Annotated in this window: 13 protein-coding genes; 7 read left to right on the top strand and 6 right to left on the bottom strand. The window is 64.1% G+C overall.

Features of this window, described 5'->3' with window-relative positions; translation table 11 throughout:
• Window positions 1–29: 29 nt before the first annotated feature.
• Window positions 30–302: a hypothetical protein gene (locus B0G80_RS31000; protein WP_181920101.1), complete on the bottom strand. Its 273-nt coding sequence runs from the start codon at window positions 300–302 to the stop codon at window positions 30–32.
• Window positions 303–494: 192 nt separating this feature from the next.
• Here B0G80_RS31000 and B0G80_RS30995 point away from each other — a divergent pair, with 192 nt between their 5' ends.
• Complete coding sequence (locus B0G80_RS30995) at window positions 495–740, top strand: DUF6723 family protein (RefSeq protein ID WP_116121735.1); 246 nt, start codon at window positions 495–497, stop codon at window positions 738–740.
• A 74-nt stretch (window positions 741–814) separates the two neighbouring features.
• On the opposite strand, the gene B0G80_RS30990 is transcribed toward B0G80_RS30995, so the two are convergent.
• Window positions 815–1051 (bottom strand): hypothetical protein, encoded by a 237-nt coding sequence (locus B0G80_RS30990; RefSeq protein ID WP_116121734.1) that lies wholly within the window; start codon window positions 1049–1051, stop codon window positions 815–817.
• A gap of 157 nt (window positions 1052–1208) precedes the next feature.
• Here B0G80_RS30990 and B0G80_RS30985 point away from each other — a divergent pair, with 157 nt between their 5' ends.
• From B0G80_RS30985 to tkt, 3 genes are all read left to right on the top strand, one after another.
• Complete coding sequence (locus B0G80_RS30985; RefSeq protein ID WP_116121733.1) at window positions 1209–1469, top strand: hypothetical protein; 261 nt, start codon at window positions 1209–1211, stop codon at window positions 1467–1469.
• A 214-nt stretch (window positions 1470–1683) separates the two neighbouring features.
• On the top strand, window positions 1684–2229 hold the full coding sequence (locus B0G80_RS30980; RefSeq protein WP_116123783.1) for a cupin domain-containing protein: 546 nt from the start codon (window positions 1684–1686) through the stop codon (window positions 2227–2229).
• Window positions 2230–2489: 260 nt separating this feature from the next.
• On the top strand, window positions 2490–4574 hold the full coding sequence (gene tkt, locus B0G80_RS30975; protein ID WP_116121732.1) for a transketolase: 2085 nt from the start codon (window positions 2490–2492) through the stop codon (window positions 4572–4574).
• Window positions 4575–4660: 86 nt separating this feature from the next.
• Here tkt and zapE read toward each other — a convergent pair whose 3' ends face one another.
• The 4 genes from zapE to B0G80_RS30955 all read right to left on the bottom strand — a co-directional run bounded on the left by zapE (window position 4661) and on the right by B0G80_RS30955 (window position 10072).
• Window positions 4661–5764 (bottom strand): cell division protein ZapE, encoded by a 1104-nt coding sequence (gene zapE, locus B0G80_RS30970; RefSeq protein WP_116121731.1) that lies wholly within the window; start codon window positions 5762–5764, stop codon window positions 4661–4663.
• A 130-nt stretch (window positions 5765–5894) separates the two neighbouring features.
• A complete protein-coding gene (locus B0G80_RS30965) occupies window positions 5895–8225 on the bottom strand; it encodes a PAS domain S-box protein (RefSeq protein WP_116121730.1) in 2331 nt (776 codons plus the stop codon).
• A 4-nt stretch (window positions 8226–8229) separates the two neighbouring features.
• Window positions 8230–9033, bottom strand: coding sequence for an alpha/beta fold hydrolase (locus B0G80_RS30960; RefSeq protein ID WP_106278093.1), 804 nt, complete (start codon window positions 9031–9033; stop codon window positions 8230–8232).
• A gap of 136 nt (window positions 9034–9169) precedes the next feature.
• Window positions 9170–10072 carry a YihY/virulence factor BrkB family protein gene (locus tag B0G80_RS30955; protein ID WP_116123782.1) on the bottom strand — a complete coding sequence of 301 codons (903 nt, stop codon included), beginning with the start codon at window positions 10070–10072 and terminating at the stop codon, window positions 9170–9172.
• 245 nt (window positions 10073–10317) lie between these two features.
• Here B0G80_RS30955 and B0G80_RS30950 point away from each other — a divergent pair, with 245 nt between their 5' ends.
• The 3 genes from B0G80_RS30950 to B0G80_RS30940 all read left to right on the top strand — a co-directional run bounded on the left by B0G80_RS30950 (window position 10318) and on the right by B0G80_RS30940 (window position 13824).
• Complete coding sequence (locus B0G80_RS30950; RefSeq protein ID WP_116121729.1) at window positions 10318–11472, top strand: ligase-associated DNA damage response exonuclease; 1155 nt, start codon at window positions 10318–10320, stop codon at window positions 11470–11472.
• The gene (locus B0G80_RS30945) at window positions 11469–13145 is read left to right on the top strand and encodes an ATP-dependent DNA ligase (RefSeq protein ID WP_116121728.1); all 1677 of its coding nucleotides are present in this window, start codon (window positions 11469–11471) and stop codon (window positions 13143–13145) included. Before B0G80_RS30950 ends, B0G80_RS30945 begins: the two co-directional genes overlap by 4 nt.
• A gap of 217 nt (window positions 13146–13362) precedes the next feature.
• A complete protein-coding gene (locus B0G80_RS30940; protein WP_116121727.1) occupies window positions 13363–13824 on the top strand; it encodes a response regulator in 462 nt (153 codons plus the stop codon).
• The last annotated feature ends 26 nt before the right edge of the window (window positions 13825–13850 follow it).

The following is a 13850-nucleotide window of genomic DNA, read 5'->3' as shown; positions in this document are numbered from 1 at the left end:
CGAAGCCCCGCAATTACCGGACCGCTGGATTAATTTGCGCTTACAACCATCCCGCCGGACCTTCGGTGTGCGCAAGCGCGTGAGACAGGCACGCGAAGGCACGCGACGCTCTGTGGCGGCGGCCTGCCAGGCGGATCGCCGTCGGGCGCACGATCCGGGTCGTTCGGCGGCACATCGTCGGGCGGCGGCGACGGATCGGGATCGCTGGTCGGCGGCGGCGCGTCGGGGTCGACTTCCGGCGGCATCGGCGTATGCAGATGCAGATCCGGCATGCAACTCGTGGTTGTCGTCTTCGTCGTCATGGTGGGTTCCGTGGTGGCTATGTATGTGAAACGCAACCGACATGCCACCGGCTCGAACCGCCGCCGACGCGGGCGCGCCGCGTGGAACGGCTATTGCTCGACCACGGCAGGCGCGTACCCCGCAGCGGCGGTACGCGCCGCGATATCACACCGGACATGACGCACTGATGTGCAGGGATAAGGGAAAGACAAATGGCGCGACATAAGGCCGACGTTGCTGACGACGAGTTCGAGATTTACGCCAGCTATCACGGAACAGGCGACGGCCGTTACGTAGGTGGACTGAAGGTTGTCAGAAAAGCGGACAGAAAAATTCTGTTCCCATTCGATGGCGCTCCCGAACTCGGGCCCTACGCGACCGCCGACGAGGCGCGCCGCGCCGCGATCGACTATGGGCGCGAGATCGTGGCCGCCGATCGCGCAAGCCCTGAGAAGTGAGGGAGCAAGGAGGCAGGTGGAGGAGGTGGAGGAGGGCGGCGCACGCGCGCCGCTTGCCGGAAAGACGGAATTCCTTACAGCATGCCGCCGAGCGACGGTGAAATCGTGCTGCCGCGGCCCGGATCGTTGGGGTGTTCGTCGGGCAGGGTGGGCTGCGCGGAGACGGGTGGATAGGTGCGGTAGCAACTGTCGATCGAGGAATCGGCGAGGCAGCGCTGGAATGCGTCCGCGTCGCTCTTCTGCGCGAATGTAAACAAAGTGCGTTCGACCTGCACTTCGGTAGCGGACACGCGAATCGTCGTCATCGTCATGAAGTTCTCCTTTTTACAAATGTCGGTCCAGACCTTCGCCTCGTTTTTCGCAACGGCCGTGCCCGGCCATACGTTCCTGCGTAGTGCGGGAGCGTTGACCGGGAGGGACCGGATGTTGCTTCAGCGGAGATATATCCCACGTCACGAGGAGAGCGACATGCAGGGCACCAAATCGCAGGACGAGCTGGACGCATTGGTTACTGATGAGGTGAAACAGCGCAACAAGCCAAGCGGCACGCACTATATCGAACCCAGTCCGCTCGGCATCGAGCCGGTCGAGCAGACCGGCGTCGACAAGGCGACCAATCCGCCACGCTCGAACGAGCGGCCGGCACACAGCGCCGAAGTGCCGCTCGGCACCGGCACGCATGCCGAGCCGCCCGGAGGCGGCGGGCGTGAATCGCAGCGCAAGGAATGACGCAGCAACGTAACCAAGGCGAGTGATACTTCATATGTTTGCGAAATTCGTCCACCGTCACGGCAGCGCGTCTAAACATGCCCGAAAAGAAGCAGACGCGAAGGCAGGCGCGCTTTATGCGGCGCTGAAACGATCGCCCGAGCCGGCCAGCGCAGCGTCTTCCACGCCGGCTCCAACGGCGCACCGCGATCCGCAGGACGCTAAGGAGCAAACCATGTTCAACGATTCAAAGCATGGATTCGACGCCGCCAAAACCGAATACGAAGCCTTCATGCTCAAACCGCACGACTGGGTGCCGAATAACCGCAATCTGCCGGTCGTGATTTACCGGCGCGCCCTCATGCCGGATAGCGGCGACCTCGCGGCCGCCTTCGAAATCCTTTTCGAGCGCAACGCATGGCCGCCGCAGTGGCGCGACGGGATCTTCGACTACCACCATTTTCACGCCACAGCGCACGAAGTACTCGGCGTAACGGACGGCTCCGCGCAGGTGATCATCGGCGGTCCGGGCGGCAGGGTGGTGTCGCTATCCGCCGGCGACGCGATTCTGCTGCCGGCCGGCACTGGCCACTGTCTGCAATCGTTCGCGCGGCACTTCCGGGTCGTCGCCGGCTATCCGGAGGACCAGCAGTGGGACATCCGCCGCGAGGCGCTCACGCCGGACGAACTGGCGGCCATGGAGGCGTTGCCTTTTCCGCCGCTGGACCCAATCGACGGCAAGCACGGGCCCCTGGTCGAGCATTGGCTGCGCGCGGCTTGATCTCGGCGCACGCCGGTTTTTTCTTCGTGTCAGCGCCGCTCCGGACGGGTTCCAGTCGCAAGCCCGCTGAAATAACCGCTTCCCGCAGTAGACCCGCCCGATGCCGCGTGTAACGCTCCGTGCAGATTTGCGCGCATCGGCGCATCATCGTTGAGCCTCGCAGCGGTTCCTCATGCGTTCTTCCACGTAACACGGTTCGCCGGGTGCGCCGACACAGCGCGTTCCGGCTTTCTCTTCAACCGCCGAACAAGGAGTGTCCCATGCAAAACGATCCCGCCCTCGATCAGCTGTGCATCAACACGATCCGCACGCTGTCGATGGACGCTGTGCAAAAGGCCAATTCCGGTCACCCCGGCACGCCGATGGCACTGGCACCCGTGGCCTATCATCTGTGGCAAAACCATCTTGTTTACGATCCGGACGAGCCGTTGTGGCCGAACCGCGATCGCTTCGTGCTCTCGGTGGGGCATGCGTCGATGCTGCTGTATTCGCTGCTGCATCTGGCCAACGTGAAAGCGGTGGACGACGAGGGCAAGCCGACCGGCAGGCCCTCCGTCTCGCTGGACGACATCGAGCATTTCCGCCAGATCGACAGCAACACGCCGGGACACCCCGAGTACCGCATGACCACCGGCGTCGAAACCACCACCGGCCCGCTCGGCCAGGGGCTCGGCAACAGCGTCGGCATGGCGATGGCGGGGCGCTGGTGCGAGAGCCACTTCAACCAGCCGGATGCGCCGCTCTTCGACCATCGCGTCTACGCGCTATGCGGCGACGGCGACATGATGGAAGGCATCTCGCACGAAGCGGCATCGCTCGCCGGGCATCTGAAACTGTCCAATCTGATCTGGATCTACGACAGCAACCGCGTGACGATCGAGGGCCACACGGACCTCGCGTACAGCGACAACGTCGAAAGCCGGTTCCGCGGCTACAACTGGCACACGCTGCGCGTGAACGACGCCAACGACGCCGCCGCGCTCGAGGCCGCTTTCGTCGAGGCAAAAAGCATCACCGACAGGCCGACGCTGATTGTCGTGCACAGCATCATCGGCTGGGGTTCGCCGCACAAGCAGGACAGTTCCTCGGCCCACGGCGAGGCGCTCGGCGTCGAAGAAGTGGCGCTCACCAAGAAGGCGTATGGCTGGCCGGAGGACAAGTTCTTCTATGTGCCCGACGGCGTGCACGAGCGCTTCGCGGCCGGCATCGGCGCGCGCGGCAAGGCGGCGCGCGAGGCATGGCAGGCCCAGTACGACGCATACAGCAGGAAGTATCCGGAACTCGCGCGTGAATTCGCGCAGATGGAAGCGCACGAATTGCCGGCGGGCTGGGACAGCGACATCCCCACGTTCGACGCCGACCCGAAGGGCGTCGCGTCACGCGATTCGTCGGGCAAGGTGCTCAACGCGATCGCCGCCCGCGTGCCCTGGATGATCGGCGGCTCGGCGGATCTCTCGCCGTCCACCAAAACCAACCTGAAATTCGAGGGCGCCGGCAGCTTCGAGCACGATAGCTACGGCGGCTGCAATCTGCACTTCGGCATTCGCGAACACGCGATGGGCGCGGCGGTAAACGGCCTCGCGCTGTCGAATCTGCGGCCGTTCGGCTCCACGTTCCTGATTTTCAGCGACTACATGAAGCCGCCGATTCGCCTGTCGGCGATCATGGAAGTGCCGTCGATCTTCGTGTTCACGCACGATTCGATCGGCGTGGGCGAAGACGGTCCGACCCATCAGCCGATCGAGCAGCTGGCCTCATTGCGCGGCGTGCCCGGGCTCACCGTGCTGCGTCCGGGCGATGCCAACGAAGTCGCCGAGGCCTGGCGCGTGGCGCTGTCGGATCCGCGCCGGCCGTCGTGCATCGTCGTGTCGCGCCAGGCGTTGCCCACGCTGGACCGCAGCCGCTATGCCGCCGCCAGCGGTACGCAGAAGGGCGCGTATGTGCTCGCCGACGCAGCCGATGGACAAAAGCCGCAAGTGATCCTGATGGCGACGGGCAGCGAACTCTCGATCTGCGTCGACGTGTACGAGAAGCTCAAGGGCGAGGGGATCGCGGCGCGCGTGGTGTCGATGCCGTCGTGGGACATCTTCGAGCGCCAGGACGAGGCGTATCAGGAATCGGTGCTGCCCTCGGACGTCGACGCGCGTGTCGCCGTCGAACAGGCTGCCTCGCTCGGCTGGGACCGCTATGTGGGTCGGCTCGGCGCGCAGGTGGTGATGCATACGTTCGGCGCATCCGCGCCGCTCGCCGATCTGAAGAAGAAGTTCGGCTTCACGCCGGAGCGTGTGTATGAAGCGGCGAAGCAGCAGATCGAGCGGGTGAAGTCGAAGCGTAGTCAGGAGTGAGGGCACGAAAAGGTGCGCAGCGAAAAAGCCGGCGGTTTGATGAAAACCGCCGGTTTTTTATGGAAACGCGCCCAGGGTGCTCTGGCTTACGCGGAATCGTCCAGCGCATCGGCCGGCGTGTCCGCTGAAACCTCGCGCGTTCCGTCGAGCGTGTTGCGATATGCGCGCGATTGCATGTCGGCGAGCCGGCTCAGTGTGCGCGACAGATCGTGCGCGCCTTGCAGACCGCTGAGCGCCGTCTCGATTGGTTCATCGGACGCGATAAACAGCGCACGCTTGCGGTCGTAGAAGATATCGACCAGCCAGATCAGCCGTTGCAGCGTGTGAGATGTACTCAACCATTCGTTGCGCACGTTGTCCAGGATCAGACCGTGCCATTGCTCGGCGAGGTCCAGGTAGTCGAGATGCGAGCGGCTCGCCACGCACAGATTCTCGAAGTCCGCCCATAGCAAAGCCGCGCCCGCCGCGCGTGCGACAAGCGGTCGGCCCGCCGCGCTCACCGTGACGGGATCGAGCGTTTCGCTGCCTTCATAGCGCACGAAAATCCGCAGCAATGCCTCGCGGGTGGCGGCATCGAGTGGCGCGAAGAAATGCGGCACCTGCGCTTGTTCACCGCCGAAGCGGTAGTCGCGCGCGCCGTCGAAATGAATCACGGTAAAGCAGCGTTTGATCTGCTCGATGGTCGGCAAAAAGCGCTCGTGAAACTCCGGGTCGGGCAGCAGACCTTCCGGCGCATAGTTCGAGGTGAGCACGATGCGCGTGCCGAGCCCGATCGCCGTATCGAGAAAGCGGCCCATCAGAAATGCATCGGCGATATCGTGTACGTGGAATTCGTCGAAGCACAGCAGCTCGATACCGTCGAGCCATTGCCGCGAGACCGAGCCGAGGCGGTCGTCGCCGCTCGGCTCGATGACGAGCCGCCGGTTCATCTCGCGCAGAAATTCGTGGAAGTGCAGACGCCGCTTGCGGCAGGTCGCCAACTCGAACACAGTATCGACCACCAGACTCTTGCCGCGCCCAGGCAGCCCATGGCAATACACGCCCTGATGCGGCGCTGTCGCGGCGGAACGCGCGCGCGGGCCGTTCGCGCCGAGCAATGTGACGAGCGCGGCGATCGCTTCGCGCTGGTTCGCGTCGGGCACGATGCCGCGCGCGGCGAGGGTGCGTGTGACCTGGGCGTCGTCAAGCATGGGCGGCTGCGCCAGTGCGGGGCGAAACGGTTTCGCACGAGGCAGCGGCGAAAGCGGCAACGGTGTCGAAGGGCATAAAGAGAGGCGGGCGGAAATCGCGTCAGTTTAACAAGGCGCGTTGATCACTCACTCACGCACGCTGCGGGCTCAACACCCGCTGCAACTCGCCGGGGTCGACCGGCTTGGTGAAGTGATGGTCGAATCCCGCGGCGAGAGCAGTCTGCTTGTCCTGCTGCTGGCCCCAGCCGGTGACGGCGATCAGCACAATGCCCGCGTGCTGGTAATCCTGGCGAATCCGCCGCGCCACTTCATAGCCGTTCAGTTGCGGTAAGCCGATGTCGAGAATCACCGCCTGCGGCGCGAACGCGCCGATCAGTTCGAGACCCGCGATGCCGTCACCGGCCGTGCGGACTTCGTGGCCTTCGAGTTCGAGCACCATCGCGAGGCTCTCGGCGGCGTCCGCATTGTCGTCGACGATCACGACGCGCAGGCCGCCCGCATGTGGTGCCTCGGGCGGCGCGCTGTCGGACGGCAGCGCCGCGGTTGTCGTCACCGGCAGCCGGATCACGAATTCGCTGCCTTTGCCGGGACCGTCGCTAAAGGCCGCGACCGTGCCGCCGTGCAGTTCCGCGAGGCCGCGCACCAGCGCGAGGCCGATGCCGAGTCCGCCTTGCGAGCGGTCCAACGCCGGCGCGAGTTGCGAGAACATTTCGAACACGTTGTCCAGATGCTCGGCTGGAATGCCGATGCCGGAATCGCGCACGACGATCACGGCTTCGTCGCCTTCGCGTTCCGCCGCGAGCGAGATGGTTCCGCCGGGCGGCGTGTACTTGGCGGCGTTGTTCAGCAGATTCAGGATCATCTGCGACAGCCGTGTGGGATCGGCGACCAGATAGAGCGGCTCGCGAGGCAGCGTCACGCTCAGATGATGGGACGAGGCCTGCACGGTCGGCCGCGCCGCTTCCATGGCCGATTGCATCGCGCGTGCCAGTTCGAGACGCTGCTTGCGCAACTCGAGCTTGCCCTGAGTGATGCGCGAGACTTCCAGCAGATCGTCGACCAGATGCGTCATGTGCTGGAGTTGCCGGTCGAACACGTCGCGCGACCAGCTCAATTGCGGATCGGCAAACTCTTTCAGGCGCAGAATTTCGAGCACGTTGCGCATCGGCGCGAGCGGATTGCGCAGTTCGTGTGCGAGCGTGGCGAGAAATTCGTCCTTGCGGCGATCGGCATTCGAGAGTTCGCGGTTCAGCCGCGTGAGTTGCTGCTCCGCGTGCCGGCGCCCGGTGATGTCGCGATTGATGCTGACCGCGCCGTAGATATCGCCGCGCGCGTTGGCGAGCGGCTTGATCACGGTTTCGCACACGCCGCGCGAGCCGTCGCGCCGCACGAACGGCAATTCGCCGCGCCATGTGCCTTCGGCGGCCAGTGCCGCGAGCGCTTCGCGGCGAATGCTCAACGCCTGGTCCGGCGGCAGCAGGAGCGCGACCGGCTTGCCGAGAATCTCACGCATGCGATAACCCAGCATGCGTTCGCCGCCCACGTTGAAGTCCGTGATATTGCCGCGCAGATCGGTGATCACGATCGCGTCGCTCAGGTGTTCGAAGATTGCCGCCTGGCGCAGCAGGACCGTCTGCGCTTCCTTGCGTTCGGTGATGTCGATGCCGAGGCCGTAGATCGTCAGCGGCTCGCCCTGGCGGTCGTAAGTGGCGCGCCCGCGGCCTTCCATCCAGCACCAGTCGCCGCTTGCGTGCAGAAAACGGAACTCGGCGACATAGTCGTCACCGGTTTCCACCGCGTGGTCCACGGCCTCGTTCAGCGCGATCAGATCGCCCGGATGAATCAGTTCGAAAAAGCCGCCGGGCGTGTTGGCAAAGCGGCCTTCGGCATAGCCCGCGAGCGCTTCGAGTTCGCGGCTCCACCAGAGCTTGCCCGACTTCGGCTCGTGCGACCACGCGCCCATGCGCGCGCCGCGCATGGCGAGGCTCAGCACGTCGCGGCTTTCCTGCAACTCGCGCTGCGCGAGCTGATGCGCGGCCACGGACGCCTCGGCATTGCGCCGCGCGAGCAGCAACTCCTGCTCGTACTTGTGACGGTCCGCGACGATCAGCACCGCCACTTCGAGGTAAGTCACCTCGCCATGACGGCGGCGCACCGCGTTGAGCAGCATCGGCACCATGTGGCCGTCGCGATGCAGCATGTTCAGCTTGACCTCGGCCACCGAACCCTGCATTTGCAGAAGCGGCGCCCAATGCGTCTGATAGAACACCTTGCCGCCGGCGCTCAGCAGATCCTGGATTTGCCTCGCCCCGGCGAGCTCCGCGCTGTCATAGCCGAGCCAGCCGCAGAAGGTCGCGTTCACGCGCACAATGCGGCCATTGGCGTCGGTGACAAGCAGGCCGCAGGCGGCGTGCTCGAACAACGTGTCGGCTGAGGGCAGCGGGCGGTCCGTGCTATGCATCGTGCTACAGGCTCATCGGCGCGAGGAAGGAATTCATCGCGGCCGCGCTTGCGCTCGGCGCGCTTAGATGTGGACAATGGCCGACGTTCTCGATGAGATGCAGCGTGCTGCCGGGAATCGTGCGGTGCAGGTATTCGCCGACCACGCACGGCGCGATGATGTCGTCGCTACTTTGCAGAATCAGCGTGGGTGTGGTGGCGCGCGAGAGTATCGCGCGCTGGTCGGAGAGAAACGTGACGCGCGCGAATTGCCGGGCGATCTCGGGATCGGTGCGGCAGAAACTGTTGGTCAGTTCGACGCCGAGTTCCGGCTGCTCCGGCGCGCCCATGATGGCCGGCGCCATTGCGCTCGACCAGCCGAGGTAATTGCTTTCGAGCGTACGCAGCAGATCTTCGATGTCTTCGCGCGAGAAGCCGCCGACGTAGTCGCCGTCGTTCACGTAACAGGGCGACGGGCCCACCATGATCAGAGCGGAGAAGAGTTGCGGCGCCTTGAGGCTCGCGATCAGGCCGATCATCGCGCTGACCGAGTGGCCGACGAACACCACCGGGCCGTCGGCAACTTCACGGATGATCTCGATCAGGTCGCTGGCGTAGCCGTACAGCGAGTCGTACTTGTCGATGTCGTAGGCGCTCAGATCCGACGAGCCGCTGCCGACATGATCGAACACCACGGTCCGGTATTCGTCCTGAAACGACGGTGCGAGGTAGCGCCACATGCTCTGATCGCAACCGAAACCGTGCGCCAGCACCATGGTCCGCTTGCCGTTGCCGGAAATCTGTATGTTGTTGCGCTGGGTGATGCTCATGGTGGGATCCTGAAGCCTGCCGGCTGGAAGAGGCGGTTATGCCAGGCGTGCGCCTCGGCCGGTATTCAGCAGAATGTTACCGCAGTCTTGCCCCACGGCCTTGTTCCCTGGCCGTAGCACGCCTCGCGGCGAGCACTCACCCGGTCTTGATGTCGGGCTGCGGCGCCTGAAGCGGCTCGATCCCGAAGCGTTCGTATTGCGAAATCACCTGCGCCCCGAGCAGCAGCAAGGTCGCGAGCCATTCAAGGCTGAACAGGATGACGATGGCCATGGTCAGCGATCCGTAGACCACGCTCACCTGCGAGAGGGTGGCGAAGTACCAGACCAGCACGTGCCGCGTAATCTCCCACAGCACGGCGGCGACCACGCCGCCGAACAGCGCATGCCTGAGCGAAGGGCGACCGACCGGCATCACCATATAGATCGAGGTCAGCACGAAGACCTCGCCCGCGAGGCCGAGCAGATACAGCACGACGCGCGAGAGTCCCTGCAACGAAACATGCAATCCGAACAGATCGATGCCTTCGGCGCCGATCGCTTCGAGTCCGCTCGACACGAAGGTGACGATCAGGATGCCGACGCCGAGACACAGAATGTAGCAATACGGCAGCATCGCCGAGAGCAGGAAGTGCCGCCGCCGGACCACCACACGATGGACGAAAATCAGCGACATCGCGTTCTCGAGCACGGTGAAGGCCAGCGAACTGAAGAAGATCATCGTCAGCAGCAAGACCCAGCCGATCACCGCGCGATGCGACAGAAAATTGGCCAGCTCGCGCACCAGCGCGTTCGACTGGCCCGGCACCAGCCATTGCAACAGATGCGCGAGCGCCGCGAGCAACACGTGCTGGGGCACGAAGCGCGACAGGGCGATCACGATCAGGATCATGAGCGGTACGATCGACAATAACGCGTAATACGCGACCGCGCCGGCGAGCAGCAAGCCCTGGTTGGCGCGAAATGCCTTCAGGGTTTGCAGCACGAATGCGCCGGGATGTTTCGCCACATATAACGCGTGGTCATCGATGATGGTTTGCATGGGACCTCGCAACGCGCGTGGCTGACCTGCCGGAATGCGGGCTTTGCCGATGCGCGTACCTTGTTGCTCCTGCATACTCAAGCAAGAATGCAGCCACGCTGACATTGCCGCTTCTTTTCGGCGATTGCCGCTTCTCTTCGGCGCTTCGGTTCAATAGCACACGCCGGGAATGCAGTTTGCTTGGCCGATGTGTCGAGCTTGCATCGACCTGCTGCAACGCGCCCGCTTTTCCACTGGAACCCCCATTGACTATAGCCTCTGACGAAGCAGACCTCGCGGACCTCGTGGTGGCACGGCCAGAGGGATTGTATTGTCCGCCTGGCGACTTCTATATCGATCCGTGGCGTCCCGTCGACCGGGCGGTGATCACGCACGCGCATTCCGACCACGCGCGCTTCGGGCACCGGCACTACCTTGCGTCGCAAGCCGGGGCGAACGTGCTGCTGTCGCGTTTGCCCGGCATATCGCTGCAAACCCTGGGGTATGGCGAGCGCCTCGATCTTAACGGCACGACGGTGTCGCTGCATCCCGCAGGGCATGTACTCGGCTCGGCGCAAGTGCGGATCGAACATCGTGGGCGCGTGTGGGTGGCTTCAGGCGACTACAAACTCGACCCCGACCCGACCTGCGATGCCTTCGAACCGGTGCGCTGCGACACCTTCATTACCGAGTCGACCTTCGGCCTGCCGATCTACCGGTGGGACGCGCCGCAAGCCGTATTCGACGGCGTCGATTCGTGGTGGCGTCATAACGCTGCCGAAGGACGCGCGTCCGTGCTGTTCTGCTATTCATTCGGCAAGGCGCAGCGCGTGCTCGCCAGTGTCGATGCCGGCATTGGGCCGATTTTCTGTCAAGGCGCCGTGGAACCGCTCAATCGCGCGTATCGGGACGCCGGCGTGCATTTGCCGCCTGTGCGGCCTGTCAGCGAGATACCGGTCAAGGACAAGGCGGCGTTCCGTCAGGCACTGATCGTGGCGCCGCCATCCGCGCAAGGCAGCGCATGGCTCAAGCGCTTCGGCGACTATAGCGATGCGTTTGCATCCGGCTGGATGCGTCTGCGTGGCGCGCGCCGCAGGCGTGGTGTCGACCGCGGCTTCGTGCTGTCGGATCATGCCGATTGGCCGAGCCTGCAAACAGCCATACAGGCGACGGGCGCCGAACGCGTGATCGTCACGCATGGCTCGGTCGAACCGATGGTGCGCTGGTTGCGCGAGCAAGGCCTCGAGGCCGGTGCGTTTGAAACGCAATATGGCGACGATACAGTCGAAGCGGATGCCGCGGGTGCGGACGAAACCGCCGCGGCGCGCAGCGTGCCGCTCGAGTTCGATCAGACAGCAGCAGAGCAGGCTGTGTCGGCTGATGACCAGGGCCACACGGCCAACCCGTCGAGCCGCGCATGAAACGCTTCGCCGCTCTCTACACCGCGCTCGACGCGACCACGTCCACGCACGACAAACTCGAAGCATTGACCAGCTACTTCGCCGTGGCCGAACCGGAAGATGCGGCGTGGGCGTCGTATTTTCTTGCCGGCGGCAAACCGCGCCAATCGGTGCCGACGCGTCTGCTCACCGAGATTGCCCGCGAACGCGCGGGATTGCCGGCGTGGTTGTTCGAAGAGTCCTATCACGCAGTGGGCGATCTGGCCGAAACCATCGCCCATATCCTGCCGCCCGCGCAACGTAGTTCCGAACTGGGCCTCACACAATGGATCGAGCAACGTGTGCTGACCTTGCGCGGTGTGGCGCCGGAAGAGTTGCGCACGCGTTTGATCGGCTACTGGGACGAACTCGATTGGGGCGGCCGGTTTCTGCTGACCAAACTGATTGGCGGCGGGTTTCGGGTGGGCGTCGCGCGGCAACTGGTGGTGAGGGCGCTAGCGGAAGTCGCGGGCGTCGATCATAAGCGGATCGCGCAACGCATGGTCGGTTGGACCGATTCGCAACAGAAGCCCGATGCCGCGCGCTATCTGCGTTTGATCGCACCCGAAGCGACTGGCGACGAGATGCAGCCTGGCGAGCACCAGCAGCAGAGCGACCTCGGCCTGCCGTATCCGTTCTTTCTCGCGCATCCATTGCAAGCCGATCCCACAACGCTCGGCGATCCCTCGCAATGGCAGATCGAATGGAAGTGGGACGGCATTCGCGCGCAACTCGTCAAACGCGGTGGACGTGTCTGGTTATGGTCACGCGGAGAGGATCTGATCACGGATCGCTTCCCCGAAGTGGCGGCGTTGGGCGATGCCTTGCCGGACGGTTTCGTGGTCGACGGCGAGATTCTCGCGTGGGAACCCGGCGCCATCGCGCCATTACCGTTTGCGCGGCTGCAACCGCGCATCGCCCGTAAAACGCTGACTAAAAAAATCCTCGCCGATTCGCCGGCCACGCTGCTTGCGTACGATCTGCTCGAAGCGCACGGCCGGGACCTGCGCATGACGCCGCTCGTCGAGCGGCGCGCGCAACTGGAGGCGTTGGCCGTTTCAATCGAAGGCACACTCGCGCACGATCTGCTGCGCGTGTCGCCGCTCGTTCGTGCAGCGGACTGGGAGGCGCTTGCCGCATTGCGCGACGAGAGCCGTTCGCGTGGCGTGGAAGGGCTCATGGTCAAGCAGCGCGAATCGATGTACGGCGTGGGCCGTACCAAAGCCTCCGGTACATGGTGGAAATGGAAGATCGATCCGTATGCAGTCGATGCCGTGCTGCTCTATGCGCAACGCGGCCACGGCCGTCGCGCGAGTCTCTACACGGATTTCACTTTCGCGGTATGGGACGAGGCGAACGGCGTGCGCACGTTGGTGCCCTTCGCGAAGGCTTATTCCGGTCTAACCGACGAAGAAATGCGTCAGGTCGACGCGATCGTGCGCAAGACCACGATCGAAAAATTCGGCCCCGTGCGCAGCGTCACCCCCACGCTGGTTTTTGAAATCGGCTTCGAAGGCATTCAGGCGAGTCCGCGTCATAAGTCCGGCGTGGCAGTGCGTTTTCCACGCATGTTGCGTTGGCGTACTGATAAACACATCGACGACGCCGACACGCTCGCCATGCTGAAGGGCTTCATCGACAACCGTGCGGGATAACCCGCTGAGTACAAATCCCTAAAACGGTGCTGGGTTTTTAGTCAGCGGCATTTTATTGCCTGAGCTAAGGTGATGAGGTGAGGGCGTACGCGAACGCGACGCAACCGGAAAACCATCGTGTGGCGAACGATGAGTTTTGTCCGCGTGTCAGGAGCGAATCTTGCGCGCAGGTTTCGAAGTGCCCGCGAGTGGCACAAGGGAAAAAGCCAAGGAGAGAATGGTGAGGTTCGACGACCGGATGGACGATAACGAAGACGTCGTAGTGTGGCGGCCTATCCAGTACGCGATGGCATCGCACCGGCGCGTCCTCGTGGTGGACGATTACCGGGAAGCGGCAGATGCATTGCAGATGTTGCTCGCTGCGGACGGCTTCGAGTGCCGGGCGCTCGAGGATCCGTTCGCCGTCTGCGAGATGGCCTGCGACTGGCAGCCCTTTGCAGTCGTGCTGGACATCAGGATGCCGGGTCTGGATGGTCTCGAACTGGCTCGGCGGCTGCGCGCCGATCCTTCAACTTCGCATATGTTGCTGGTGGCATGTACAGCGTCTGCCTCACGTGACGACCGGGCGCGCGCCAAAGCCGCAGGGTTTGATGCGCATTGCGCGAAACCGTTGACGCCCGAGCGCCTGCTGCGGGTGCTCGAATCAGCGGCGGCGCTGCATGCGACGGGCCCGTCGTAGAGAGCCCATGGTTTGCACCGGTCTGC

This window comes from Paraburkholderia sp. BL6669N2, from assembly GCF_003387275.1.
In the GTDB taxonomy this organism is placed as follows: Bacteria; Pseudomonadota; Gammaproteobacteria; order Burkholderiales; family Burkholderiaceae; genus Paraburkholderia.
The sequence above is the reverse complement of the archived record's forward strand: the minus strand, read 5'-3'. Positions and strand labels throughout refer to the sequence as shown.

What these genes read in the sequence shown, in the direction of transcription:
- B0G80_RS31000 (WP_181920101.1), bottom strand. Translation starts at nt 302, where the DNA reads ATGACGACGAAGACGACAACCACGAGTTGCATGCCGGATCTGCATCTG.
- B0G80_RS30995 (WP_116121735.1), top strand. Translation starts at nt 495, where the DNA reads ATGGCGCGACATAAGGCCGACGTTGCTGACGACGAGTTCGAGATTTAC.
- B0G80_RS30990 (WP_116121734.1), bottom strand. Translation starts at nt 1,051, where the DNA reads ATGACGATGACGACGATTCGCGTGTCCGCTACCGAAGTGCAGGTCGAA.
- B0G80_RS30985 (WP_116121733.1), top strand. Translation starts at nt 1,209, where the DNA reads ATGCAGGGCACCAAATCGCAGGACGAGCTGGACGCATTGGTTACTGAT.
- B0G80_RS30980 (WP_116123783.1), top strand. Translation starts at nt 1,684, where the DNA reads ATGTTCAACGATTCAAAGCATGGATTCGACGCCGCCAAAACCGAATAC.
- tkt (WP_116121732.1), top strand. Translation starts at nt 2,490, where the DNA reads ATGCAAAACGATCCCGCCCTCGATCAGCTGTGCATCAACACGATCCGC.
- zapE (WP_116121731.1), bottom strand. Translation starts at nt 5,764, where the DNA reads ATGCTTGACGACGCCCAGGTCACACGCACCCTCGCCGCGCGCGGCATC.
- B0G80_RS30965 (WP_116121730.1), bottom strand. Translation starts at nt 8,225, where the DNA reads ATGCATAGCACGGACCGCCCGCTGCCCTCAGCCGACACGTTGTTCGAG.
- B0G80_RS30960 (WP_106278093.1), bottom strand. Translation starts at nt 9,033, where the DNA reads ATGAGCATCACCCAGCGCAACAACATACAGATTTCCGGCAACGGCAAG.
- B0G80_RS30955 (WP_116123782.1), bottom strand. Translation starts at nt 10,072, where the DNA reads ATGCAAACCATCATCGATGACCACGCGTTATATGTGGCGAAACATCCC.
- B0G80_RS30945 (WP_116121728.1), top strand. Translation starts at nt 11,469, where the DNA reads ATGAAACGCTTCGCCGCTCTCTACACCGCGCTCGACGCGACCACGTCC.
- B0G80_RS30940 (WP_116121727.1), top strand. Translation starts at nt 13,363, where the DNA reads ATGGTGAGGTTCGACGACCGGATGGACGATAACGAAGACGTCGTAGTG.